Source organism: Rossellomorea orangium (assembly GCF_019334305.1).
Classification (GTDB): Bacteria; Bacillota; Bacilli; order Bacillales; family Bacillaceae_B; genus Rossellomorea.
In genome coordinates this window covers 65,347-89,662 of sequence record NZ_JAHWGH010000005.1, presented here as the reverse complement: position 1 = coordinate 89,662, position 24,316 = coordinate 65,347, and the positions used below count along the sequence as shown (strand labels likewise).

The 24,316-nt window shown below is 42.6% G+C and carries 24 protein-coding genes and 1 riboswitch; of the genes, 17 read left to right on the top strand and 7 right to left on the bottom strand.

From position 1 onward, the window contains the following. The first annotated feature begins 167 nt into the window (after positions 1-167). Positions 168-1,763, top strand: coding sequence for a DASS family sodium-coupled anion symporter (locus KYJ26_RS02315; protein ID WP_219165762.1), 1,596 nt, complete (start codon positions 168-170; stop codon positions 1,761-1,763). A gap of 42 nt (positions 1,764-1,805) precedes the next feature. Here KYJ26_RS02315 and KYJ26_RS02310 read toward each other — a convergent pair whose 3' ends face one another. From KYJ26_RS02310 to KYJ26_RS02290, 5 genes are all read right to left on the bottom strand, one after another. Further along, entirely contained in the window at positions 1,806-2,582 is a 777-nt protein-coding gene (locus tag KYJ26_RS02310; RefSeq protein WP_219165734.1) for a 3-hydroxybutyrate dehydrogenase, read from the bottom strand. A 19-nt stretch (positions 2,583-2,601) separates the two neighbouring features. Next, positions 2,602-3,888, bottom strand: a complete 1,287-nt coding sequence (locus KYJ26_RS02305; protein ID WP_219165733.1) for a GntP family permease — start codon at positions 3,886-3,888, stop codon at positions 2,602-2,604. A gap of 158 nt (positions 3,889-4,046) precedes the next feature. Further along, entirely contained in the window at positions 4,047-4,745 is a 699-nt protein-coding gene (locus KYJ26_RS02300; RefSeq protein WP_219165732.1) for an ABC transporter ATP-binding protein, read from the bottom strand. A gap of 11 nt (positions 4,746-4,756) precedes the next feature. Then, positions 4,757-6,166, bottom strand: coding sequence for an ABC transporter permease (locus KYJ26_RS02295; RefSeq protein WP_219165731.1), 1,410 nt, complete (start codon positions 6,164-6,166; stop codon positions 4,757-4,759). A gap of 261 nt (positions 6,167-6,427) precedes the next feature. Beyond that, the gene (locus KYJ26_RS02290; protein ID WP_219165730.1) at positions 6,428-7,783 is read right to left on the bottom strand and encodes a hemolysin family protein; all 1,356 of its coding nucleotides are present in this window, start codon (positions 7,781-7,783) and stop codon (positions 6,428-6,430) included. Positions 7,784-8,067: 284 nt separating this feature from the next. On the opposite strand from KYJ26_RS02290, the gene KYJ26_RS02285 reads away from it, so the two are divergent. The 5 genes from KYJ26_RS02285 to KYJ26_RS02265 all read left to right on the top strand — a co-directional run bounded on the left by KYJ26_RS02285 (position 8,068) and on the right by KYJ26_RS02265 (position 12,316). Then, positions 8,068-8,397 (top strand): hypothetical protein, encoded by a 330-nt coding sequence (locus tag KYJ26_RS02285; RefSeq protein WP_219165729.1) that lies wholly within the window; start codon positions 8,068-8,070, stop codon positions 8,395-8,397. Positions 8,398-8,584: 187 nt separating this feature from the next. Continuing rightward, positions 8,585-8,953, top strand: a complete 369-nt coding sequence (locus tag KYJ26_RS02280) for an ArsR/SmtB family transcription factor (protein WP_219165728.1) — start codon at positions 8,585-8,587, stop codon at positions 8,951-8,953. Beyond that, entirely contained in the window at positions 8,943-11,054 is a 2,112-nt protein-coding gene (locus tag KYJ26_RS02275; RefSeq protein WP_219165761.1) for a heavy metal translocating P-type ATPase, read from the top strand. Before KYJ26_RS02280 ends, KYJ26_RS02275 begins: the two co-directional genes overlap by 11 nt. Next, the gene (locus KYJ26_RS02270; RefSeq protein ID WP_257474852.1) at positions 11,044-11,958 is read left to right on the top strand and encodes a cation diffusion facilitator family transporter; all 915 of its coding nucleotides are present in this window, start codon (positions 11,044-11,046) and stop codon (positions 11,956-11,958) included. Before KYJ26_RS02275 ends, KYJ26_RS02270 begins: the two co-directional genes overlap by 11 nt. Positions 11,959-12,130: 172 nt before the next feature. Next, positions 12,131-12,316: a Fur-regulated basic protein FbpA gene (locus KYJ26_RS02265; protein WP_219165726.1), complete on the top strand. Its 186-nt coding sequence runs from the start codon at positions 12,131-12,133 to the stop codon at positions 12,314-12,316. Between the two features lie 50 nt (positions 12,317-12,366). On the opposite strand, the gene KYJ26_RS02260 is transcribed toward KYJ26_RS02265, so the two are convergent. Next, positions 12,367-13,269, bottom strand: a complete 903-nt coding sequence (locus KYJ26_RS02260; protein ID WP_219165725.1) for an aldo/keto reductase — start codon at positions 13,267-13,269, stop codon at positions 12,367-12,369. A gap of 87 nt (positions 13,270-13,356) precedes the next feature. Between KYJ26_RS02260 and KYJ26_RS02255 the strand changes: the two genes are divergently transcribed. From KYJ26_RS02255 to splB, 8 genes are all read left to right on the top strand, one after another. After that, the gene (locus KYJ26_RS02255) at positions 13,357-14,238 is read left to right on the top strand and encodes a phosphotransferase enzyme family protein (protein ID WP_219165724.1); all 882 of its coding nucleotides are present in this window, start codon (positions 13,357-13,359) and stop codon (positions 14,236-14,238) included. 91 nt (positions 14,239-14,329) lie between these two features. Further along, a riboswitch (TPP riboswitch) is annotated at positions 14,330-14,439 on the top strand. Between the two features lie 131 nt (positions 14,440-14,570). Continuing rightward, on the top strand, positions 14,571-15,557 hold the full coding sequence (locus tag KYJ26_RS02250) for an ABC transporter substrate-binding protein (RefSeq protein WP_219165760.1): 987 nt from the start codon (positions 14,571-14,573) through the stop codon (positions 15,555-15,557). Positions 15,558-15,569: 12 nt separating this feature from the next. After that, a complete protein-coding gene (locus KYJ26_RS02245; RefSeq protein ID WP_219165723.1) occupies positions 15,570-15,860 on the top strand; it encodes a thiamine-binding protein in 291 nt (96 codons plus the stop codon). Further along, positions 15,860-16,621 carry an ABC transporter permease gene (locus KYJ26_RS02240; protein WP_219165759.1) on the top strand — a complete coding sequence of 254 codons (762 nt, stop codon included), beginning with the start codon at positions 15,860-15,862 and terminating at the stop codon, positions 16,619-16,621. The genes KYJ26_RS02245 and KYJ26_RS02240 overlap by 1 nt, the downstream gene beginning before the upstream one ends. Position 16,622: 1 nt before the next feature. Next, positions 16,623-17,360, top strand: coding sequence for an ABC transporter ATP-binding protein (locus KYJ26_RS02235; RefSeq protein ID WP_219165722.1), 738 nt, complete (start codon positions 16,623-16,625; stop codon positions 17,358-17,360). Then, positions 17,353-18,132, top strand: a complete 780-nt coding sequence (locus tag KYJ26_RS02230; RefSeq protein WP_219165721.1) for a TatD family hydrolase — start codon at positions 17,353-17,355, stop codon at positions 18,130-18,132. Before KYJ26_RS02235 ends, KYJ26_RS02230 begins: the two co-directional genes overlap by 8 nt. A gap of 138 nt (positions 18,133-18,270) precedes the next feature. Further along, positions 18,271-18,516, top strand: a complete 246-nt coding sequence (locus tag KYJ26_RS02225; RefSeq protein ID WP_219165720.1) for a transcriptional regulator SplA domain-containing protein — start codon at positions 18,271-18,273, stop codon at positions 18,514-18,516. Between the two features lie 12 nt (positions 18,517-18,528). Next, positions 18,529-19,557 carry a spore photoproduct lyase gene (gene splB, locus KYJ26_RS02220; RefSeq protein ID WP_219165719.1) on the top strand — a complete coding sequence of 343 codons (1,029 nt, stop codon included), beginning with the start codon at positions 18,529-18,531 and terminating at the stop codon, positions 19,555-19,557. A 45-nt stretch (positions 19,558-19,602) separates the two neighbouring features. Here the strand turns inward: splB and KYJ26_RS02215 are convergent, their stop codons facing one another. After that, on the bottom strand, positions 19,603-20,031 hold the full coding sequence (locus KYJ26_RS02215) for a low molecular weight phosphatase family protein (protein ID WP_219165718.1): 429 nt from the start codon (positions 20,029-20,031) through the stop codon (positions 19,603-19,605). A 360-nt stretch (positions 20,032-20,391) separates the two neighbouring features. Here KYJ26_RS02215 and KYJ26_RS02210 point away from each other — a divergent pair, with 360 nt between their 5' ends. From KYJ26_RS02210 to putP, 3 genes are all read left to right on the top strand, one after another. Next, a complete protein-coding gene (locus tag KYJ26_RS02210) occupies positions 20,392-21,636 on the top strand; it encodes a dicarboxylate/amino acid:cation symporter (protein WP_219165717.1) in 1,245 nt (414 codons plus the stop codon). Positions 21,637-21,849: 213 nt separating this feature from the next. Continuing rightward, a complete protein-coding gene (locus KYJ26_RS02205) occupies positions 21,850-22,413 on the top strand; it encodes an NAD(P)H oxidoreductase (protein ID WP_219165716.1) in 564 nt (187 codons plus the stop codon). Between the two features lie 376 nt (positions 22,414-22,789). Beyond that, positions 22,790-24,259, top strand: a complete 1,470-nt coding sequence (gene putP / locus KYJ26_RS02200; protein ID WP_257474851.1) for a sodium/proline symporter PutP — start codon at positions 22,790-22,792, stop codon at positions 24,257-24,259. The last annotated feature ends 57 nt before the right edge of the window (positions 24,260-24,316 follow it).

Below are 24,316 nucleotides of genomic sequence, written 5' to 3'. Positions count from 1 at the left end.
ATTATTTTACAACGAAACGTTCTATGATAAAATGGTCCTTTTTTCGTTCTCGGAATGGGATGGGAATAAAGATGGGATTCTTACAAAATATGGTTTGTTTTGTTTATGACGCTTTCGTAAAGGGGTATGGTCTAGTATGAATTATAAGGGGGGAATGGTTTATGCAAATGGTAAAAAGAGCGTGGGGGACACTCTGGAGCTGGAATCGTGATGTAAAGGAGACGCTTCAATTCTTCACCTCAGGAAGCACGCCGGTGAATGGCACGATGGAAATCGATCGAAAGCCTGAACCTACTGCGAATCCACGACAAACAATCGGGTTTGTACTAGGCCCGTTGTTATTTATGCTCATACTCTTGTTTTTTTCCCCAGAGGGACTCTCCAAGGAAGCCGTGGCGGTCCTCGCAGGAACAGTATGGATAGCGGTGTGGTGGATTACGGAGGCAATACCGATACCGGCTACATCGCTTCTGCCAATTATTTTGTTCCCGGTTACCGGCGCTCTCCAGTCCGGAGAAGTGACGTCTGCGTATGGAGATGGCACGATCTTCTTATTTATGGGTGGGTTCATTATTGCCATCGCCATGGAAAAGTGGAATTTACATAAGCGAATCGCGATGAATATCATCTTATTGATCGGCACAAGCACAGAACGGATTGTCCTTGGGTTTATGCTCGCTACAGGATTTCTTTCCATGTGGATTTCCAACACGGCAACGGCCATGATGATGCTGCCGATCGGAACCGCCGTGGTTTATCAAGTAAATGAAAGTTTACAGAAGAAAGGAGCAAAAAGGACGGGGCATTTCAGTAAAGTCATCATGCTGGGAATTGCCTATAGTGCATCGATCGGAGGATTGGGAACCTTAATCGGGACGCCTCCCAACACGATATTTGCTGCAGTGATCAAACAACTGTATGGAATTGATTTTTCTTTTGCCAAGTGGATGCTCTTCGGGGTCCCTCTTGCTGCCATCCTTCTTATGGTTACATGGTGGTATCTCATCAAAGTAGCCTTCCCGCTGAAAATAAAGGAACTTCCTGGGGGCAGGGAGATCGTGGAGAAGGAAAATTACTCTCTTGGAAGGATATCTTTCGAAGAAAAGCTTGTTTTGACAGTCTTTGTTGCCACGGCCCTTTGCTGGATCACACGCTCGTTTCTACTGAATGAATGGATTCCATCTCTGGATGATACAATCATTGCCATTACAGGTGCACTCGTCCTTTTCCTGCTTCCTGGGAGAAAGCAGTCGAGATTGATGAATTGGGATGATGCCAAAAAGCTACCCTGGGGTATCCTGCTTCTATTTGGCGGAGGCCTTGCCATTGCCAAAGGGTTCAAGGAGACGGGCCTTGCAGAATGGATAGGAAAGCAATTGACGGTACTTGACGGAATATCGTTTATCATCATCCTTGTTGCCGTTACGGCTTTTGTTATTTTCTTGACAGAAATCACGTCCAATACGGCCACAGCCACTATGATGTTTCCGATTATGGCAGCCCTTGCTGCTGCCTTGGATGTTCATCCGTACAGTCTGATGGTAGCCGCCGGTCTTGCTGCATCCTGTGCATTCATGCTGCCGGTTGCGACACCGCCGAATGCGGTGGTATTCGGATCGGGTTATATAAAGATGGGGGATATGGTGAAAGCAGGTGTCTGGTTGAATCTTATCAGTATTGTGTTTATCACTCTCTTGATTTATTTTGTCATGCCAATTGTATGGGGAGTGGACCTGGGAGGATTTCCTGAAAACATGAAATAAATAAAAATCGGATCAGGATTCTGATCCGATTTTTTGTGGTTTTTATTGAGCCGTATACCCTCCATCCAGGACAACGGCTTGACCAGTTACACCTTTCGCTTTGTCACTGGAAAGGAAGATGGTGTAATCCGCAATTTCTTCCACTGAGAGTAATCGCTTTTGAGGTACGAGAGGGTAAATGACGTCCTCCAATACTTTTTCAAGTTCTACTCCGCGGGTAGTCGAAATATCCTTCAACTGGTTACGGACAAGGGGGGTATCCACGTATCCAGGACACATGGCATTTACCGTGATGCCGTGTTCAGCACCTTCAAGGGCAGAGACCTTTGTTAATCCGATGACTCCGTGTTTGGCACTATTGTAAGCAGCTTTTCCTGCAAAACCGATCAACCCGTTGATGGAGGCCATATTGATGATACGCCCGAATTTTTGTTTTTTCATATGTGGAAAAGCAAATTTTGTTGCGATGAATGGAGCGGTCAGCATAATTTTGATTAATAGTTCGAATTTTTCTATAGGGAAATCTTCTATCGGAGCAACGTGTTGAAGTCCGGCATTGTTGATAAGAACATCGATTCTCCCGTAATGTTCAACCGTTTTATCGATTCCTGCCTTTACTTCATCTTCACTGGTTACGTCACATTTAACACCAAGGCAATCGAACCCCCGGCTTTTTAGTTCGTCCACCGCTTCATCCAGTCCTTCCTGGTTGATATCAGAGAGGACGACCTTTGCACCGTTTTGAGCGAAATGTTCCCCGATTTCATATCCGATCCCTCTTGCAGCACCTGTTATAAAAACCACTTTGTCATTGACCATTTTTCATTTCCTCCTCGAATTAATAAATTCCCATGTTGGCTAGAATGATTGAGACGACTTCTGCAACCGTCGGAATCAGGAGTCCGACAACGGCGACATCTAAATATGAATCCTTGTGAGTGAGACCTGTTACCGCAAACAGTGTCAGGAGAGCCCCATTATGAGGAAGGATGGATGCTCCGGAAGAGACGGAAGCAATTCTGTGGAATGCCTCGGCACTGATTCCGCTAGTTTGGGATAATTCATAATACTTATCACCCAACGCTTCCAGGGCAATGCCCATTCCTCCAGATGCCGAACCTGTAATGGCGGCTAACGTCTGTACAGCAATTGCTTCGGAGATGACAGGATTCCCCTTGATCCCAAGTATCAGTTTCGTTAAGGTTTTGAAACCGGGAGCGGCCGTAACGACTGCTCCGAATCCTACTGCGGCACTGGTGTTGATTACGGCCATTACGGACCCTTTTGCCCCTCCATTAATGGCTGGTATGAATTTCTTGAAGTGCTTGAAGTTTATGACTAGAATCGAAAGGATCCCAACAAGCAGAGACGTCAAGATGTTCCACTTAAAAACATTTAATGTGACGACAACAATGACAAGGGGGAGAAACGATAGATAGAAGTTAGGAAGTTCAGATTCTTTGATCTCCTTCACGTCATTACCGCCTTTCGGCTCAGTGAACCGATCGTCCTTACTCGTAAATTGCTTTTGACGCCATCTTAAGTAAAAGTACCCGCCAACCGCCATGATTAATCCAGCTACGGTCCCGATGATCGGAGCGGCGGTTGGGGATGTTTTGAAATACTCGATGGGAATCAAGTTCTGGATCTGGGGTGTTCCCGGAATGGCTGTCATCGTAAAGGTAAAGGCACCTAACACAAAGGTTGGCGGAAGCAGTTTTCTAGTGATGTCTGCCTCTCTGAACATGGCGATCGCCAGTGGATAGATGGCAAATACCACTACGAATAAGCTTACACCTCCATAAGTCAACACAGCTGCCGCGATGAGAACACCGAGGATGGCCCTGTCTTTTCCGATGAGATTGGTTATTTTATATGCGACGGACTGAGCGGCTCCTACATCCTCCATCAATTTCCCGAATATGGCCCCGAAGAGGAAGACAGGGAACCATTCCTTTGCAAAGTTTACAAATCCGGTCATATACGTTTCTGTATAGGCCGGGAGCAGGTCGAGACCACTCATTATCGCTACTAAACCTGCAACTAAAGGAGCGATCCATATGATCGACCAGCCGAGATACGCTAATACCATTAGCAGGATTAATCCAATGATGATACTAGTCATAATTCACCTCTTCATATATGTTTTCAGTTATTTTTCCAATAATGAAGGGATTTATTCTTTGTGGTAGGGTTAAATCCTATGTAGCAGTGTGTGGAACGGGAGTAAATGAAAAGGCAGCCGCGATTGACTTTGCGGCTGCCTTTCGATCGGTATTACACTCAAATGAGTTGTTCCACTTTCCTTATATCCTTGAAGATGAGGTTGCCTTTTGAAAGGGTGATGATGGTGTCTGATTTCTGGGCTAGCCCTTGATCATGGGTTACGACAATGACACATTTATTTTCTTTATGGGCGAGATTTCTGAACAAATCAACGATCCCACTGGCGGTATCTTCATCAAGGTTCCCTGTCGGTTCATCTGCAAGAATAAGTTCTGATTGACACGAAAGTGCTCTCGCAATCGAAACTCTCTGCTGTTGGCCGCCACTGAGAGTGAGCACCCTTTGGCGCGACTGTTCCTCAGAGATTCCCACCTTATGGAGCATTTCCAGGGCAAATCCTTTTTTGTTTTTAGCCTGTGTCTTTGTAATCTCCATGGCAGTCATTACATTTTGTAGAGCTGTCATATAGGGTAGTAGATTGTAAGATTGAAAAACGATGGAAACATATTTATTCCGAAATGTAGATAACCCGATTTTGCGTATATTCTTTCCTTCGAATAGGACTTGTCCCTCGGTAGGTGAATCCAATGCGCTTGCCAGGGAAAGAAAAGTAGTTTTACCGGAACCTGATGGACCGACACAAGTATAGAAGGTGCCCCGTTTGAATGCAGCGGTAACATTCTTTAATATATGATGTTTGTTAGACTCTTGTTTATAGCTGTAACTGACATTATCAAATTGTAAAAGGGTGCTCATCATAATCCTCCTTAATCCTGTTTCGTTAAGATTGCTTTAGGGTTGAGTCTTAGAACTGTCAGTGATGGAATCAGAGTTGACAGTAAAACGACAATCATCCCGATTCCGAACAATTTCATCAAATCTTCACCTGTTGTATGAATGGATAATTCATTCATCGTGTCCACATCCTGGACGTTTGAAGGTTGAAACGGCATACGGCGTGAGTTAAAAGAAGCAGGTGTTTCCGCTGTTCCGTCAGACTGAGAGATTTCCTGCTGAAGGAGTTGTTCCCCTAATTGATTGGCAACCAGATTTCCGGATAAAGTAGAGATCCCCATCGCCAAAACGGTCACAATCAAAATTTCAACGAGAAATTGACTGACAAGTTTCCCTTTTTTTTCACCAATGGCAAGGAGTACACCCATTTCGTATTTTCTCTCTCTTATCGTCATCATGACAATGAGCGCTAAAATGATGGCACCAGCAATGGTGACCAGAAGTACCACATTATTAGAAAATGAAGCTACATTTTCAATCGGTCCCATCATTTGTTGATACAATTGGTCATTTGCATCCAACTTAAATTGATCAAAATCAATAGCAGATTTTTCTGCATCCGCGATAAAGCTTTGAATGTCAGCTGGATCCTTCATATAATAGACGGCTCGATCGATCGAACCCGTTGTACCTTTTAATGTATTTGCAACGGTATAAGGGACAAGCAGCTGATTATATGGATTCAGGAAGGTGAAATCCTGCGCTCTTTCATCCATTTCTGTGGTCGTTTCATAAACTCCCACAATCTCAAGGGTGGACTCTGTCCCATCACTATTGGATATGGTGATGACGTCCCCGACTTTCAAGTCATTTTCTGAGGCCAGGTTTTCTTCAATAAGCGTTACATCTTTGTTTACATCCTCTTTAGTCAGATGCCGACCTTCTACTATGGATGCATCGCCATTTATGAAAGAACTTGTTGAATCCGAGAATACAATTCCTTCAACTGATACATCCCCGGCCATCATTCTGCCGCCGCCAAATCCCCCTTGATCACTGCTATCCGCTGTGTCATCACTGCCTACAGCAGTAAAATCTTTCGCAAGGGCAGAAGTGGTTGAATAGTAATTGTAGCCTTTTATATAATTTGAATCGATAAGTTCTTCAGCAGATTCGATGGGGACGGGAAATGATTGGAATCTTTGCCTTCCGCCACCTTGATTCTCTCCTTGCTGCTGTTCCATCAGCTTTTCCCGGTCCACGGTCAATGTTACCTCGCCACCTAATTTCTCACGTGCTAAGATGCTGGATTGATCCGCAGCTGTCTGGATCGTTAATCCTGACAGCACCAATACGGATATGACCGTCAGGACAATCAGTAATAAGATGCTCTTACCCATTCGTGCTTTCACACTCCAAAAGGCACGTTTAATAAAATTCATTCTCCTCTACTCCTATCCATTCAAATGATTATGAGGGCGTGTTTTTTTTCGACCCACTGCTTCCTTACTTCCTGTAAAGCCCCGTGGTGTACATGGTTTAAACCGGGCTACAGAAATAGCTTATCCACCAAATATGGCCAAAATATGAACGAAAAATGTCCGAAAGTTTAAATGTGGCAGAGCAAGAAATGTTAATCTTTAATGGATAAGAGAAAACAGAAGCCAAGGGATATATCAGCTCATAGAAAAACGAACGGGCCGTTAATCTGACCCGTTCGTTTTATTTTTGGTGCTATTCATTTTTGTCACTTCCAGATATTGGATATGATGTCCATCGATTTCCTTCACCTTAAAGCAATAGCCTTGTTCCTCAATCTTATCTTCCGGCTTGACTTCATATTTCTGGGTAAGGAACCAGCCCCCGATGGTATCGACTTCTTCTTCTTCGATTGAGATCCCAAGAAGGTCATTCACATCCTCGATGAGCATGACGGCATCGAAGATATAGTGATCATCTTTTACCTTTTGGACTTCAGGTATTTCGTCGATATCAAATTCATCCCGGATTTCGCCGACAATTTCTTCAATGATGTCTTCCACCGTAACGAGGCCGGCTGTCCCGCCATACTCATCTAGGAGAACCGCCATGGGGGAACGCTCCTTTTGCAATTTGACGAGCAGTGCCTGGATGGGAATCGTTTCGATCACGCGAATGACAGGTTTGATGAACGAAGTAATATTTTCATGTTCGCTTTTGTGATTCACGAGTGTCGTCAACAGTTCCTTGACATTCACAATCCCGAGGATATTGTCTTTATCACCATCCACGACAGGGTATCTCGTGTACCGTTCTTCTTTAATGACCGAAAGTACTTCGTCAATGGTCGATTCTGCGGATAAAGTCACGATGTTTGTCCGGGGCACCATGATTTCCTTCGCGATACGCTCGTCAAATTCAAATATCTTATTCACATACTTGAATTCGGATGAATTGATTTCACCGCTTTTGTAGCTGTCGGAAAGAATGATTCTGAGCTCTTCTTCGGAATGCGCGATTTCATGCTCAGAAGCCGGTTTTAAACCGAACATCCCGGTAAACACGCGGGCTGAACTGTTTAAAGTCCAAATGAATGGATAAGCAATCCTGTAAAACCAGATCAGCGGCTTGGCAAATAGTAATGTGATTCTTTCTGCTTTTTGGATGGCAAATGTCTTCGGAGCCAATTCTCCAATAACCACATGCAAAAAGGTAATGACAGAAAAAGCCAATGCGAATGATATGATGCTGGCAATGGACGGATTTAAATCAAATTTTTTGAACACAGGGTGAAGCAGGGTTTCTATGGTAGGTTCTCCTAACCACCCAAGTCCAAGGGAGGTGATGGTAATACCCAGCTGACAGGCTGACAGGTATTCGTCCAGATGGGAAATGACTCTTTTCGCCGCAACGGCGGTTTGATTTCCTTCAGAGACCAACTGATCAATTCTCGAACTCCTCACTTTGACGATGGCAAATTCAGAAGCCACGAAGAATGCAGTCAGCCCTATTAGTAGGGCAACAAGGAATAAATTAAATAAAATGTCCAATGGATAGAAGTCAAAAAGAAAGGGGTTCATTTCCTTTCTTCTGCTTCACTCACCTCCTGTTTGAAAGAGTAGATATACCATCATGGATGAAGGATTGAGACAAGAATCATCCTTCGATGAGTATATTTGTTTTAATCAGGCAATTTCATCACGATCTTCTAATGTGGTTTGCAATTGCAATGTGACCATCATTCGGTTATCCTAAAATATAATGATTTATCAGGACGTTTCATGATTTCATCATAGAGAAAAAGAATGAACAATACAATTATTTTGGATTCGTCATCCTACGATAGTTGGAAAGGAGAACGATTATGGCAGACGTATTCAATCAAGAATTTGTAGTAGCCCTTATCATTGCCTTTTCGGCGTATATCATTGTAAGGGGAATAGCCATTTTCTTTGGGAAAGCAGGAAAAGGTTATCTGGAAAATCTCCAGTCCCCTACAGGACGGTTATACCTTCAATTGATTGGAGGCTACTACATAGTATCAGGCGTATTGGGCCTCATTATTCCGCGGTTAGACTGGAAAACAGAAGACATCTACTTTGCAATCGCCATCTTCGCCATTATATCAGTGGTGTTTTGGATCACAATCGACCTCTCCATGAAGCGCAGTCGTAAAAAGCTTCAGCAAAATTAATATGGTTTCTAAAAAAGCTCCGATTTCGGAGTTTTTTTTGTGCTTTTAGAGAAAAAACCCAACCGGACAACGGTTTTTCTGAATAGCTTAGAGAGAAATACAAAACATTCAAAAGAATGTTTGAACATTTTCATGTATTCTTTTATACTATATTCAAAAGGGTGTTTGAATGAGGAGAGGTGTCAATATGAAAGAAACAGATGTATGCGAAGTGACCTGTGTAGAGGATGAAAAGGTCAACCGCTTAAAATCGATGGTTTTAACACAAAATACGTCTAAAGTGGCAGAAATCTTTAAAGCACTTTCTGATCAAACGAGAATGAAAATAGCGTATGCACTTACGATAGAAGACGAACTTTGTGTATGTGATGTGGCCAATATTGTAGGCTCTTCCACAGCAACCGCGTCCCACCATTTGCGTTTATTGAAGAAGCAGGGGCTGGCTAAATTCAGAAAAAAAGGCAAGCTTGTCTATTATTCCCTGGATGATCATCATGTGAAACAGTTGATTGAAATTGCAGTGACCCATCAGTTGGAGGTGGAGGATCGTGACTAGTAAACCAGCCCATAAACAAACGTACCGGGTTGAAGGGTTTACGTGTGCAGGTTGTGCAGCCAAGTTCGAAAAAAATGTCCAGCATCTCGAAGGAGTGGTAGACGCTAAGGTGAACTTCGGTGCTGCCAAGATTACTGTCTACGGAGATACATCAAAGGAATCGGTAGAAAAAGCGGGGGCATTCGAAGGGCTTCGCTTAACAGAAGACGGTTTGAGGAAGGTCCAGGAAGAGAAAGAACCTTTTCATAGGAAACATAAGCATCTTTTTCTTTCCTTGTTTTTCATTCTGTTAGCCTACTCATTACCATTGACCGGTTGGGATAATAGTGAATTTTATTCTAATCTTTCTTTTGCCGTAGCCATTGTGACCGGTGGATATCGCCTGTTTGAGACGGGTTTTAAAAACCTGATTAAACTTGAGTTCGATATGAGGACGCTTATGACCATTGCCATTATCGGTGCAGCGTTCATTGGCGAGTGGGGTGAAGGGGCGATTGTTGTCATCCTTTTTGCCATCAGTGAGGTACTGGAAGCTTATTCAATGGATAAGGCAAGGGAATCGATCCGTTCACTTATGGATATAGCTCCTCCGCAGGCACTCATCATTCGAAATGGATCAGAGATGATGGTTGATGCAGAGGAAATCGAAATCGGTGACATCATGCTGGTGAAGCCCGGGCAGAAAATAGCCATGGATGGGGACATTATCGAAGGTTCTTCATACGTCAACCAGGCAGCGATTACAGGTGAGTCTGTACCGGTTGAGAAAGTCCAAGGGAATGCCGTATTTGCCGGTACGTTAAATGAGGAAGGCTACCTTAAAGTATTGGTTACAAAGCGGATAGAAGATACGACACTTGCCAAGATCATCCACCTGGTAGAAGAAGCGCAGGGTGAAAAAGCCCCCTCACAGGCATTTGTCGATATGTTTGCAAAATATTATACGCCGATCATCATGGTCGTTGCGTTCCTTGTAGCAGTAATACCACCTCTCTTATTGGATGGAGATTGGTCCACTTGGGTGTATCAGGGGCTTTCGGTGCTGGTTGTCGGTTGTCCATGTGCATTGGTGATTTCTACTCCCGTGGCCATTGTCACAGCAATCGGAAATGCAGCCAAAAATGGCATCCTCATCAAAGGTGGGGTATATCTTGAGGAATTAGGTCGTTTGAAGGCCATTGCATTTGATAAGACCGGGACTCTTACCAAGGGTGAGCCAGAGGTTACGGATATGATACCATTGTCAAATGTGGAAGAGAATCAATTATGGAAATGGATGTCCGCTCTTGAATTTCACTCTCAACATCCTCTCGCACACGCGTTCATTAAAGAAGCGGAGGAACGTAACATAGATTATAGAAGTTATGAAGTGTTTGAGTTTCAATCCCATACGGGTAAAGGAATCAGTGGTCTCATTGAGGGTGAAAGGTATTATCTTGGTTCTGAGAGTCTCTTTCACGGATCGTATGCTGAAATTAAAGAACTTCAAAGGGAAGGGAAAACCGTCATGCTGTTCGGAACGGCAGATACCCCTTTAGCACTTGTAGCCGTCGCGGATGAAGTGAGGGAAACGAGTAAGGAAGTGATTAGTCTTCTTCACGAGATAGGGATAGAGCATACCGTGATGCTGACAGGGGATCATGAAAATACGGCTAGATCGATTGGGAACCGGGTAGGGGTCAAGGAGACAAAAGCCGGCCTTCTTCCTGAAGAAAAACTGAGTTTCGTTAAGGGATATATGAATACCTATGGCAAAGTCGCCATGATTGGAGATGGAATCAATGATGCTCCAGCACTTGCCGCTTCAAACGTCGGCATTGCCATGGGCGGGGCAGGAACAGACACCGCATTAGAAACAGCAGACATTGCATTAATGAATGATGACTTGAAAAAATTGCCCTATATCATCCGCCTAAGCCGGAGAACGCTTACCGTCATTAAACAAAATATTTCTTTCGCTATCGGAATTAAGCTTCTTGCTTTATTGCTTGTCATCCCAGGAATGCTTACATTATGGATTGCCATCTTTGCCGATATGGGAGCGACACTACTTGTAACATTGAATGGTCTCAGATTACTCAAAATAAGAGATGGAAAGTGAGGGATATGCAATGGGTCACGATCACAGTCATGGCCACTCACAAAATAAAAAAGCATTATTAATCAGTTTTCTATTCATATTCACCTTTATGATCGTTGAAGTGATCGGGGGAATCGTGACAAATAGCCTGGCACTTCTTTCAGATGCAGGACATATGCTCAGCGATGCTGCGGCACTTGGGCTGAGCCTTGCTGCTTTTTATATAGGAGAGAAGGCGTCCAACAAAGGGAAGACATACGGCTACAGGCGATTTGAAATCCTAGCTGCTTTTCTGAATGGGATCACCCTGATTCTTGTATCCCTTTATATCTTCTGGGAAGCATACCGCCGCTTTATCGACACACCTGATGTTTCAGCCAATATGATGATCATCGCCGTCATTGGATTAGTGGTGAATATCCTGGTAGCCTGGATCCTCATGAGGGGAGATACAGAGCATAACCTGAATGTCCGGAGTGCTTTCCTTCATGTGCTGGGTGATATGTTGGGCTCAGTCGGCGCCATCATAGCCGGTCTTCTTATCTATTTCTTCGGTTGGAATCTAGCTGATCCGATTGCTTCTATTATCGTGGCGATTCTTATCATCATCTCCGGATGGAGGGTGACGAAGGACTCCATTCACATTTTAATGGAAGGGTCCCCTAGGAACGTGGATACAGATCAAGTGAAAAAAGGTATGTCTACAGTACAGGGAGTAATAGAAGTGCATGATCTTCATGTATGGTGCATCACTTCGGAATTTACGGCACTAAGCTGTCATGTAGTGGTGGGAGATGGAGTCGACAGAGATGAAATCATACAGCAGCTTTCTCGGTTCCTTGAAGATGAATATGACATTCATCATGCCACTCTTCAAGTGGAAGGGAAACATGTCCTTGAAGGACATCATCACTGTTGTACATGATCAATCATGTGCCAGGCCATGGAGTATTTCGGCTGCATCATCCCCAATAATGACTGTCTTTACAGGGGATTTGAATTCAGCATGAACAGAGCTATGGTGATTTTATGAAATAATCATAAGGATGTTTAATTCCCTCCGAAAATGGGGTATATCCTCAACTGGAGGGATGAACATGCTACATCAAGAAACCAAATCACAAATAAAAAAAACACCCGAAATAAAAAAGGATTTCTATATACAGCAATTATTGAGGATTGGCGTCTATAAATCTTTCGACAAGCAGCTTTATGAACTGTCGATGAATGAATTACAGGACGTTTATCTTGAGTACTATGTTGGTGGAGATATACTGCGTTAAAAAAGACGACCCTTTAGAAAAAGGATCGTCTTTTATTATGTGTGAAGATATTATGGCACATCATGCCCCATGGATGTTTGAAGGATCTCAAACCACTGATCATGATTCAATGTAATGGAAAGGGAATCGATTGCGTTTTGAATCCTGTCTTTCTTACCTGAACCGACAATCGGCATAATATTAGCTGGATGATTGAGAAGCCATGCATATAAAACTTCGTCAATTCCCTTTGCACCCGTTTCCTCTTGGATGTTCTTTAATGTGTGTTGAAGTCGGAGAGCTTTCTCATCTTCACCTTTAAAGATTGCCCCTCCTGCGAGTGGCGACCATGCCATCGGTGCCACTCGTTTTTCCTGACATAGATTTAAAGTGCCATCTTCAAAGTTCTCTAAGTGATAAGCAGATAGTTCAATTTGGTTTGTAATCAATGGGAACGGTAAATAAGATTGAAGCATATTCCATTGATGATCTTTGAAATTTGAAACACCGAAATGGCGTACTTTTCCCTCTTCCTTTAACTGAGTGAAGGCTTCGGCCACTTCCTCACCATTCATGAATGGATCTGGTCGGTGAATTAATAATAAGTCGATATAGTCCGTTTTTAAATTTTGAAGAGAATTCTCGACGGATGTGAGAATGTGCTTCTTACTAGTGTTGTAATGATGTGTTTTATGTTCAGGTCGATGATCCGAAGGCAGAACGATACCGCATTTCGTCACAATCTCCATCTTTTCCCGCAAGGAAGGGTCAAGGGCTAGAGCTTCACCGAATAAAGCTTCACATGTGTATGAACCATAAATGTCGGCATGGTCAAAGGTTGTGATTCCGTTTTCAATATTATGTTGAATAAGGGATAGTGTATCTTCCTTCGATTGATTCCAATCTGCAAGCCTCCACAAACCATGAATGATCCTGGAGAACGATAAGTCTTCAGTCATTTGTATTCGTTGCATAGATGTAACCTCTCTTCATTTGGTATGTAGACATTCTTTCAAAGTCATACTAGTAAGTATATTACTACGTTTTGAAAGGAAATAGAAATGATTGGACCTCATTGGGATATATTACGTCAGTGGGATGTGGATGCGACTGGCGTGAAGATGCTCCACCTTCATCCCCATGTCATGAGGGTGATGGATGGTAAGAGAACCTATTATCTAAAGAAGAGAGAGGATTCATCTATTGAGAATTGCTTGGAAGAGTACCATTTGTCCTCATATCTACTGAATAATGGCCTCCATGTTGAATCCCCAATCTTAACTTCATCACAGAGACCCTTTGTGAAAGAGGGAAAGCAAATCTATTCACTCTATGAAGAACTTGTTGGAACGCCATTAACGAAATGTTCTTTCACTTCCTTTGGAAGTGCAGGAGCAAACCTTTCAATCCTTCACCGCCTCCTGAAAGAATATCGCAGCACATATGAAATAAGGGCTTGGGATATAGCACGTCATGTGAAGGAATGGATGAGTGAGCTTGAAACTACAAGGATTGGGAAGCGAGGGAAGGACTTACTATCAAGAATGGAAGGTTGGGAATCGTACTATGACCAGTTGCCTGTTCAGCTTGTCCATAGTGATTATCATCGGGGGAATATATTGATGAAGGGGAATGATGTCAGTGGGATCATTGATTTTGCCAGGATCAGAACGGCACCACGCATTACAGACATCGCTTACTTTCTGGCAGGTTTACTGAAGGATAATGAAAAGGTTGATAGGGAGAATTATTTCAGGTCTAAACAATTATTTGTCGGTGGATATGGGGCTGAAAGACATTTGACCAACTTGGAGAAAAGGATGCTGCCTATAGTGATCATTCTCTTCCTTTTGCAATATGCCTTTTTATATGACCAAAAGGGATATGCAGAAAAGGGCCTCTTCTGTGTTTCCCTGATTGATGAGATCCTGAACCGGGTTTAAATATATGGATTTTATCAAAATGAAAAGTAAATACTTGATTAACGATCCGTTCTATGGCACAGTAGGAAAGAAGATCACGTTTAATTTCATATTCAATGTGTAGGGGGACCGGAATGGCCGGTTGAGATTGTATCCTGTAGATGCTGACCCTTTGAACCTGAACTGGCTGATACCAGCGTAGGAAACATTCTATTAAACGATACATATTATGTTTAACGATGCGTCCTAGGCTACAGCCCGGGGCGCTTTTTTATTTTACATTCATTCACCCTCATGTGCGAAGAATAATTGAATAGACGTTGATATTGTATAAGATGTAAGGAGGAAACATGATGAAAAAATGGATGTTCATCATCTGTTCTGTATTTCTATTAACTGCCTGCAGCGCTGGGGAAGATACAACTGATGAGAAGAAAGAAAGTCTTAAAAAGGTTTCGGTCGTACTCGACTGGACACCGAACACCAATCATACCGGTTTATATGTAGCGAAAGAAAAAGGCTACTTCAAAGACCAGGGACTCGATGTTGAAATCATCTTACCCGGAGAAGCGGGTGCGGACCAACTCGTTGCTTCAGGAAAGGCACAATTCGGGGTAGGATACCAGGAAAGTGTCACACAAGCACGAGTCCAGGATGTACCGCTCGTATCTATTGCTGCGGTTATTCAGCATAATACTTCAGGGTTTGCTTCACCTAAGAGCAAGGGTATAACAGAACCTAAGGATTTCGAAGGGAAAAGCTATGGCGGATGGGGATCTCCTGTTGAAAAAGCCGTTATGGATTCGATCATGAAACAGGAAAATGCCGATGTGGAAAAAGTGAATTTCATCAACATGGGAGATACCGATTTCTTTACTGCCGTAAAACGGGATGTTGATTTCGCCTGGATCTACTATGGTTGGACGGGTATCGAGGCAGAGCTTCGCGGTGAGGATCTGAACATGATGTATGTAAAGGACTATTCGGATAAATTGGATTATTACACACCGGTCCTCACCACAAATGAAAAAATGATCGAATCAGACCCTGATACGGTCAAAGCGTTCCTGGCAGCTACTTCCAAGGGGTACGAGTACAGCATCGATAACCCGAAAGAAGCTGGTGACATTCTTCTGAAAGCAGCACCTGATCTTGATAAAGAACTAGTCATGAAGAGTCAGGAATGGTTAGCACCAAAGTACAAAGATGACGCTGAAAGATGGGGAGAGCAGAAGCTTGAAGTATGGGAAAACTATGCATCATGGATGTATGATAATGATTTATTAGATAAGAAGCTGGAAAGCAAGAAAGCATTCACGAACGAATTCTTACCGAAATAAGAGGTGAACAAAATGGGGAACTCACTCGTAAGCATACAAATCATTCCGAAGACAAATAACGGGGAAGACGTCATTCCATATGTTGATGAGGCAATTGCCATCATTGAAAAATCGGGTGTCCGATATGAAGTACATCCCTTGGAAACGACGATGGAGGGAAATCTATCTGACCTATTTAAGGTGATTGAACAAATGAATGAACGGATGATTGAAATAGGTAGCAAAAACGTGATCTCACAAATCAAAGTACTGTATCAGCCCGACGGTATTGAAATGAATCAATTAACGGAGAAGTTTAGATGATGAGAACATGGATTTCAAAAGGATGGAGACCCTTCTTGGTCCTCATCCTTTTATTCATCATTTGGGAAGTATCCATCAGAGTATTCGAAGTACCTGCTTGGCTGATGCCTCCACCTTCAGACATTTGGGCAGAAGGTATTGCTTCGTGGCCTGTGTTCAAGGGACATCTTGCTTCGACGACGACTCTTACGATTGCAGGGTTTGTGATTGGCTGTTCGATTGGAATCGGGACAGCGGTCGGACTCCATCTCCTTCCAAAGGTAAAGGAAGCAATCTATCCACTGATGATTCTGTCCCAGAATATACCCATTATCGTCCTTGCGCCACTTCTTGTCATTTGGTTTGGGTTTGGACTATTGCCGAAAATCATCGTCATTACGTTGATCTGCTTCTTTCCAGTGGCGGTCTCTGCACTCGATGGATTCAGACAGACAAATGCAGAATACATCCTATATATGAAAATGTCGGGAGCATCAAAAGGGCAGATCTTCAGGAAAGTGGAGTGGCCACACGCACTGCCGTCCATCTTCTCGGGATTGAAAATCTCAGCTACTTACAGTGTAATGGGAGCGGTCATCTCTGAATGGCTGGGTGCCCAAAAAGGCATTGGTGTTTATATGACACTCGCATCGTCTTCATTCAGGACCGACCGGGTTTTTGTAGCGATCTTCATGATCATGCTCCTCAGTCTGGTGTTTTTCGGTATCATCCTTTTACTGGAGAAATTCATGGTGAAGTGGAATCGAAAGGAGGACAAGTAATATGACGACCTTATCAATAGAAAATATGTCCAAGTCCTTTGATGGAGAGCTTATTCTTGATGATCTATCCATTACGGTCGGAGAAGGTGAGTTTGTTTCAATACTCGGTCCTTCAGGAAGTGGGAAGAGTACATTGTTTCATGTGATTGGTGGTTTATTCACCCCTGACACAGGGGATATCCTGCTGGATGGTCAGTCCATAAGTGGCCAGCGGGGCTCCATCAGCTATATGCCTCAAAGTCCTTCCCTCCTGCCGTGGCGCACTGTCATTGAGAATGTGATGCTTGGTCAGGAGCTGCATGGGAAAAGAGACAGGGACATGGCAATCAGAATGATTCATCGGGCGGGTTTAAAGGGATATGAGGAAGCCTATCCTGATGATCTTTCTGGAGGGATGAAACAGCGGGTGGCATTTATCCGTGCGCTTGTAAGTCCTCAATCCTTCTTGTGCCTGGATGAGCCCTTTTCTGCGCTGGATGAATTTACACGACTGGATATGCAGAAATGGCTTCTATCCATATGGGAAGAGGATTTAAGTTCTGTTCTTTTTGTCACCCATAATATTGATGAGGCCCTCTTCTTGTCTGACCGTATCATTGTCCTATCAACAAGGCCTGCGAGGGTACAGAAGGAATTCAAGGTGCCTTTTCCCCGTCCCCGTGACAAAGAGATCTTATTGACGGAGGAGTTCCTTAAATGGAAAACGGATATCTTTGAGGAGTTATCTCAGTATGTCTAAATCCTCACTCATTGATTCACACGTCCACCTAGACTTATATAACCTGGCGGAACGTGAAAAAATCCTTCGGGAGCTTGAGTTGTATGCTGTGAAATCCATTATATCCGTATCGTTCCATCTCCAATCATCACAGCATAATATATTGATTGCAAGGGAGGACGCACGGGTGAGACCTGCAGCTGGCTTTCATCCCGAACAAGATCTTCCTGGAGAGAAGGATATCCAACTACTCATGGATTTCATTGAGGAACATCATCAAGAGCTTGTGGCAATCGGGGAAGTAGGATTGCCTTATTATAAAATAAAAGAAAATCCTTCACTTCCTCTTGCGCCTTATGTGGAATTACTGGAACGCTTCATCATTCAATCAAAGCAACTTGATAAACCCATCATTCTTCATGGAATCTATGAGCATGCTCCCATTATCTGTGATCTATTGGAGAAACATTCAATAGAAAAAGCGCACTTTCATTGGTTTAAAGGGGATAATGATACGACAGAACGCATGATTGATAATGGATATATGGTTTCTATTACACCTGATGTCCTGTATGAAGAGGAAATTCAAGAACTCGTAAGAATATATCCCATAGAAGGGTTAATGGTGGAAACGGACGGACCATGGCGATTTGAAGGAGTCTTTCTTAAGAGAATGACTCATCCCGGTTTGATGCACCGCTCAGTTGAGAAAATCGCCGAAATAAAAGGGTTATCAGAATCAACTGTATATAAACAATTATTCAGAAATACCAAGGAATTCTATAAAATATAGAAGCTAGGCTCCTCCTGTGAATTTTGCATGGGGAGCCATTTTTTTCTTCCTGAAAATATTTAAACATCTTTTACCATCATATTTCTTCTCTTCTTAACAGAAAATGATAACAATGACATGATGAAAAAGGTGAGGAAAATGGAATTGAATAATCACTATACTCCCTATCAAGCCGGGGATGTTGTATATGTAATTTACAGAAACCCGCATACTCAAAGTGTGGCCAATGTACAGGAAGCCGCCGTTGTACACGATCCGGAAAATCCGGATGGGCTGGCATTATTTCTATATGAGACTTATTATCCTTTATCCCATGAAGTTGCTGTCTACAGTACAGAAGCAGAAGCAGAACAGGCTTACACACAATCATTTGGAGACCTTTAGGAGGGGATTAATATGGTGAAACCGTTCATGCCTCAATTGGTCTATTTTGAACCGAATGCACTTGATTATCCACTAGGGCAGCAATTAAAGGAAAAGTTTGAAAAAATGGATGTGGAAATCCGTTATACAACGTCCCATAATCAGGTTCGAAATCTACCTGGGGAAAATCATTTTCAAAAATATCGAATCGCAAAATCCACATTGGTTGTGGGGGTCCGGAAAACCCTGAAGTTTGATACATCCAAGCCGTCAGCGGAATATGCCATCCCGTTTGCGACCGGATGCATGGGTCACTGTCATTATTGCTATCTCCAGACTACGATGGGGAGCAAACCTTATATCCGTACTTATGTGAATGTGGATGAAATATTTGAGGCGGCAGATAAGTATATCGAGGAAAGGGCACCTGAGTTCACGCGCTTCGAAGCTGCGTGTACGTCCGATATTGTCGGTGTGGACCATTTGACTCATACACTTAAACGGGCGATTGAGCATTTTGGTGAATCGGAGTATGGAAAATTACGCTTCGTTACCAAATTCCATCATGTAGATCATCTGCTGGATGCGAAGCATAACGGAAAGACGAGGTTCCGTTTCAGTATCAATGCAGACTATGTCATTAAGAATTTTGAACCGGGAACTTCGCCTTTGGATAAACGATTGGAAGCAGCAGGGAAGGTTGCGAGAGCCGGCTATCCGTTAGGATTTATCGTGGCCCCGATCTATATCCATGAAGGGTGGCAAGAGGGATATAAGGAAATGTTCGAACATCTGGAAGCCCATTTGCCTGAAGAAGCCAAAAAGGATCTAACCTTCGAATTTATCCAGCATCGCTTCACAAAGCCTGCCAAGAGGGTGATCGAGAAGAATTATCCGATGACGAAACTTGAATTAAATGAAGAAGAACGCCGCTATAAATGGGGTAAATATGGAATAGGAAAGTATATTTATCAAAAGGATGAAGAGCAGGAAATCAAAGATCATCTATACGCGTATATGGAGAAGCATTTCCCGAAAGCAAAGCTTGAATATTTCACCTAAAAAAAAGGACTGATTACATGGAAATATTGGTTGTAATCAGTCCATTTAATGTAATTGTGGAAGGATATTCTCTAAATCTTTCACTCGTATGGCAATTTCATCACAGATTTCCTGGTAATGGACCCATTCTTCAATCAAGGTTGTCGAACGTTTTCGGGGGTTAGGTAAATTCCAATAAATGACCCTGTCTTCTAATTCAGATGGGAGTTCGATCTTATCGTCATATTCTGTATCCTGAATCGCAACGATTACCGAGGCGTCACCGAGTTCTTTCATTTCAATGCGTGAAAGAGGAAAAGAACTAATATCAATACATAATTCTTTCATTGCTAAGACGCTGAATTCAGCACGGCTTTCAGCAACCCATCCGGCACTTTTAAAGGACCAGTCTGACACATTGAGCTTCTCGGCCCACCCTTCAGCTATCAAGCTGCGCTGTTGACTACTTGAAAGAAAATAGACTGTTTTATTCATAAAAGTATGTTCCTTTCTATTTTCATGCTGTTATTACTATTTACCCAATCACGTATTGTTTAACCCCTGAATGAAGAAAAGAAATTTTTGGTAGAAACTTTTTAGTAGAATGGATTCAATGAACTGCCTTAAATTATGAAGTGAAGGTATATAATTATAGGAAAATGGATGTGATTCACCCTTATTCTTCTTTAATTATTAAAAAAATCAGTATAATAGTAGAAAGAGAATGCAGCGCTCTAAACGAATAAAGCAGCAGGGAGGATCAGCTTGCTAAAAGTTCAAAAATTTTGGTTTTATAAAAAAGATATGGGGGTAAATACCTTTATATTATTTGGAAAATTATAGGGAGGTACATCTATGAAATTTAACTTAACAACGAAGATTATTACCGCTTTGATACTTGGTGCGGTAGTTGGTTTATTACTTAATATTTTTGCAAAAGATTTATTCGATATATTAGATCCATATCTCTTCACTCCACTAGGGAAAATATTCCTTAATCTTATCAGCATGCTTGTGGTACCGATTGTCTTCCTTTCCATTGTTCTTGGATCGGCAGGGCTTGGGGATCCGAAGAAGCTAGGGAGAATAGGGTTGAAGACCATTGTCTACTTCTTAGTGACAACGTGTATTGCCATCGTAATCGGTTTGACTCTTGCTTATATTATTGATCCTGGACTTGTGGAAGGGATTGATACTTCCCAATCAGAAGGTTTTAAAACAGAAGAAGCTCCTCCGGTTGGGGAGACACTAATGAACATTATTCCTAAAAATCCGCTAACTGCCATGACGGAAGGCAATATGCTCCAGATCATCGCCTTTGCCATCTTCATCGGGTTTGGATTAACAGCTTTAGGGGAGAAGACAAAAGGCATCCTGAAACTTGTGGAGCAAGGGAATGACCTGATGATGTATCTCGTCACCCTTGTTATGAAATTCGCTCCATACGGAACATTCGGGTTGATTGCTTCTGCAATCGGTAGTCAGGGTGCCAGTGCTTTAAAAGCAATGTGGCTTTATTTTGTCGTTGTATTGGCGGCTCTCATCGTTCACGCATTCATTACGTATGGTGGAACGATTCTCCTGCTTGCTAAGAAGAATCCGCTTTGGTTCTTTAAGAATTTCAGCCCTGCCATGAGCGTTGGATTCAGTACTTCAAGCAGTAATGCGACTCTTCCGATTTCCATGGATGTTGCCCAGCAGAGATTGGGTGTTTCTAAATCTGTGAGTTCCTTCGTTCAACCATTAGGAGCGACGATCAACATGGATGGTACTGCCATCATGCAAGGTGTTGCGACTGTATTCATCTCTCAGGTGTATAATGTCGATCTATCGATGGAACAGCTGATAACGGTCGTTCTGACAGCTGTATTGGCGAGTATCGGTACGGCGGGAGTACCAGGAGTAGGTCTAATCCTTCTTGCCATGGTTCTAAGCAGTGTCAATCTTCCTGTTGAAGGGATCGGCTTGATTTTAGGGATAGACCGCCTTCTTGATATGGCTCGAACATCCATCAATATTTCAGGTGATGCTGCATGCGCCCTATTTGTATCAGAGACTGAAAAAAAGCGCACCATAAAGATACAAAGAGGCGAAGCGTAACCAAGTGACAGCCACCATATTGTAAAACAAACGGAAGGTGAGATCATGTTGATTTCACCTTCTTTTTTTTGGAAAGGGGAGGTTTTCCTGTATGTTGCCTGCTCTGATTTGGCAAATTACAAGGAAGCCGACTTGATAGGAAATTCAGTATGTTATCCTGAACAGAGAGTTAAACACAGTAATCACGAAAGTTCATTTAAGGAGTTGGTATTCTTGAAAGTACTTATGATTGTTGCCCATCCCCGAACGAACTCCCTTACATTTTCCATCACAAAGCATATTCAGAAAGGCCTTCACGAGAAAGAATATAAAACATCGATACTGGATTTATACAGGGAGGAATTCCATCCGGTGTTAGATGACAAAGGCGAAGAAGAATGGGATACCCCCCTGAAAGGGAAGCCTTCATATATTGTCGATAAGGAGAGAAAGAAATTAAAGCGATATGATGCCCTGATCTTCGTATTTCCGATATGGTGGTATGGTTTGCCTGCCATCATGAAAGGGTATATTGATCGAGTCTTTACATATCCGGCTTTTACTCAAATCAGTCATCAGAAGGTTCTTTGGGTGGGGCTTGCAGGTGAAACAAAAGAGGAGTTTCTCTCAAATGGTCATAATGAAGCGTTGCGACACCAATTAATATCGGGAATTTCAGAAAGGATGGGGGTCATTGATAAAGAAGTAGAGATCTTTTTTGACACAATGGACAGGGATAAAAAATTTGATTATGAAAAAACTATGAATAAAGCGTATCTGCTGGGTACGTTATTTTGACAGAAGTGTGAAAAAAGTACTGTTTTTTGAATAAATTTAAATAATTTTTTGTGAATAAATATAGAGGAATAGCTGATATAAAACAAAAATATCGAATATTACTGTATTTTTATTCATGACTTTCTCTTGTTGTAAGGCGTATGACTTTAAAAAAATCTGTATTATGGTATGATAAATCTTGTGTCTACAACAGCCGGGAAAATAACATTTAAAAAGAAAGTGTATAAAAAATACACTTAATTGCATAAGAAGGAGGGGTTTGAAATTGGGTGAAGGATTAACAATGGGAACCTGGTTATGGCTATTAATTCCAATGCCGACATTGATCATTTTATCAATCATCACTTTTTTCACAGAACAAACAAAGGAGTAGATTATGGATATTAATATTCAGACGTTAACATCGATCATCATATATTTAATTGGAATGGGTGTTATTGGTTACATGGCAGCGAAGTTAACCAGTAACTTATCCGACTATGTTTTAGGAGGAAGACGATTAACTGCCGGTGTAGCCGCCCTCAGTGCGGGATCATCCGACATGAGCGGTTGGTTGATGCTTGGGTTGCCTGGTGCCATTTATGCAAGTGGTATGGGGTCAATCTGGTTGGCAATCGGTCTTTCGGTAGGTGCGTACCTGAACTGGCAATTTGTTGCAAAACCATTCCGTGTATATACGGAAGTTGCCAATGATTCCATTACAGTACCGGATTTCTTTGAGAATCGTTTCCACGATTCAAGCAAAATTCTTCGAGTGTTCTCTGCTATCATCATCCTGATCTTCTTTACGTTCTATACTTCATCAAGTTTAGTCGGTGGAGCAATCTTACTTGAAGAATCATTCAATATGGATTATCGGTTAGCTTTATGGGTTGGAGCAGGTGTTATCCTTTCATATACGTTCTTTGGTGGATTCCTTGCGGCCAGCTGGACAGATTTCATTCAGGGTATCCTGATGTTCTTGGCATTGATCATTATTCCAATAGTAGCCATCTCTGAGATCGGCGGATGGGATGCGACGGTAAGTGCCGTATCAAGCATTGATCCATCTTACTTGAATGTTTACACAGGAGCGACATTTGTATCGGTCGTATCGCTTCTCGCATGGGGCTTGGGTTATTTCGGACAGCCTCATATCATTGTTCGATTTATGGGAATTAAATCTACGAAAGAAATTCCGAAAGCCCGCCTGATTGGTATGGTATGGATGATTGTTTCCTTGTTTGGGGCAATCTTCATCGGATTCTCAGGTATTGCGTATTTCGCCGATTCACCGTTAGAAAATTCAGAAACGGTATTCATCATGTTCTCCCAAGTATTATTTAATCCTTGGGTAGCCGGTTTCTTACTGGCGGCGATTCTGTCAGCGATCATGAGCACAGTGGATTCTCAGCTACTTGTTTCTTCCAGTGCCCTGGCTCAGGATTTCTATAAAGCGATATTCAGGAAAGAAGCAAGCCAAAAGGAAGAAGTCTTGGTTGGTCGAATTTCTGTAGTGGTCATCGCAATCCTCGCAATCTTCCTTGGCTATGATCGTGATAGTAAGGTATTGGAACTTGTCAGTTATGCTTGGGCAGGATTTGGTGCAGCCTTTGGACCGGTTGTCATCCTAAGCTTATTCTGGAAGCGAATGACTCGTAACGGTGCCCTTGCAGGTATGATTACAGGTGCAGTAACAGTTATTGTATGGAAGCAGTTGTCTGGAGGACTATTCGATGTGTACGAACTTCTTCCAGGATTCATCTTTGCTACCATTGCAATATTCATCTTCAGCTTAGTTGGCAACCCGCCTTCAAAAGAAGTGCAGGAAGAATTCGATACGGTTAAATTACGCCTGAAAGATTAAGGCTGTAACGGAAAGGACCCAATAATCGCTATTGGGTCCTTTTGTCATGCGTAGTCT

Excerpts from the sequence above, each read along its gene's own strand:
- KYJ26_RS02290 (WP_219165730.1), bottom strand. The coding sequence starts at position 7,783 with ATGAACCCCTTTCTTTTTGACTTCTATCCATTGGACATTTTATTTAAT.
- KYJ26_RS02255 (WP_219165724.1), top strand. The coding sequence starts at position 13,357 with ATGATTGGACCTCATTGGGATATATTACGTCAGTGGGATGTGGATGCG.
- KYJ26_RS02235 (WP_219165722.1), top strand. The coding sequence starts at position 16,623 with ATGACGACCTTATCAATAGAAAATATGTCCAAGTCCTTTGATGGAGAG.
- KYJ26_RS02260 (WP_219165725.1), bottom strand. The coding sequence starts at position 13,269 with ATGCAACGAATACAAATGACTGAAGACTTATCGTTCTCCAGGATCATT.
- KYJ26_RS02250 (WP_219165760.1), top strand. The coding sequence starts at position 14,571 with ATGAAAAAATGGATGTTCATCATCTGTTCTGTATTTCTATTAACTGCC.
- KYJ26_RS02285 (WP_219165729.1), top strand. The coding sequence starts at position 8,068 with ATGGCAGACGTATTCAATCAAGAATTTGTAGTAGCCCTTATCATTGCC.
- KYJ26_RS02295 (WP_219165731.1), bottom strand. The coding sequence starts at position 6,166 with ATGAATTTTATTAAACGTGCCTTTTGGAGTGTGAAAGCACGAATGGGT.
- splB (WP_219165719.1), top strand. The coding sequence starts at position 18,529 with ATGGTGAAACCGTTCATGCCTCAATTGGTCTATTTTGAACCGAATGCA.
- KYJ26_RS02305 (WP_219165733.1), bottom strand. The coding sequence starts at position 3,888 with ATGACTAGTATCATCATTGGATTAATCCTGCTAATGGTATTAGCGTAT.
- KYJ26_RS02310 (WP_219165734.1), bottom strand. The coding sequence starts at position 2,582 with ATGGTCAATGACAAAGTGGTTTTTATAACAGGTGCTGCAAGAGGGATC.
- putP (WP_257474851.1), top strand. The coding sequence starts at position 22,790 with ATGGATATTAATATTCAGACGTTAACATCGATCATCATATATTTAATT.
- KYJ26_RS02265 (WP_219165726.1), top strand. The coding sequence starts at position 12,131 with ATGCTACATCAAGAAACCAAATCACAAATAAAAAAAACACCCGAAATA.
- KYJ26_RS02230 (WP_219165721.1), top strand. The coding sequence starts at position 17,353 with ATGTCTAAATCCTCACTCATTGATTCACACGTCCACCTAGACTTATAT.
- KYJ26_RS02245 (WP_219165723.1), top strand. The coding sequence starts at position 15,570 with ATGGGGAACTCACTCGTAAGCATACAAATCATTCCGAAGACAAATAAC.
- KYJ26_RS02215 (WP_219165718.1), bottom strand. The coding sequence starts at position 20,031 with ATGAATAAAACAGTCTATTTTCTTTCAAGTAGTCAACAGCGCAGCTTG.
- KYJ26_RS02280 (WP_219165728.1), top strand. The coding sequence starts at position 8,585 with ATGAAAGAAACAGATGTATGCGAAGTGACCTGTGTAGAGGATGAAAAG.
- KYJ26_RS02240 (WP_219165759.1), top strand. The coding sequence starts at position 15,860 with ATGAGAACATGGATTTCAAAAGGATGGAGACCCTTCTTGGTCCTCATC.
- KYJ26_RS02300 (WP_219165732.1), bottom strand. The coding sequence starts at position 4,745 with ATGAGCACCCTTTTACAATTTGATAATGTCAGTTACAGCTATAAACAA.
- KYJ26_RS02270 (WP_257474852.1), top strand. The coding sequence starts at position 11,044 with ATGGAAAGTGAGGGATATGCAATGGGTCACGATCACAGTCATGGCCAC.
- KYJ26_RS02225 (WP_219165720.1), top strand. The coding sequence starts at position 18,271 with ATGGAATTGAATAATCACTATACTCCCTATCAAGCCGGGGATGTTGTA.
- KYJ26_RS02315 (WP_219165762.1), top strand. The coding sequence starts at position 168 with ATGGTAAAAAGAGCGTGGGGGACACTCTGGAGCTGGAATCGTGATGTA.
- KYJ26_RS02210 (WP_219165717.1), top strand. The coding sequence starts at position 20,392 with ATGAAATTTAACTTAACAACGAAGATTATTACCGCTTTGATACTTGGT.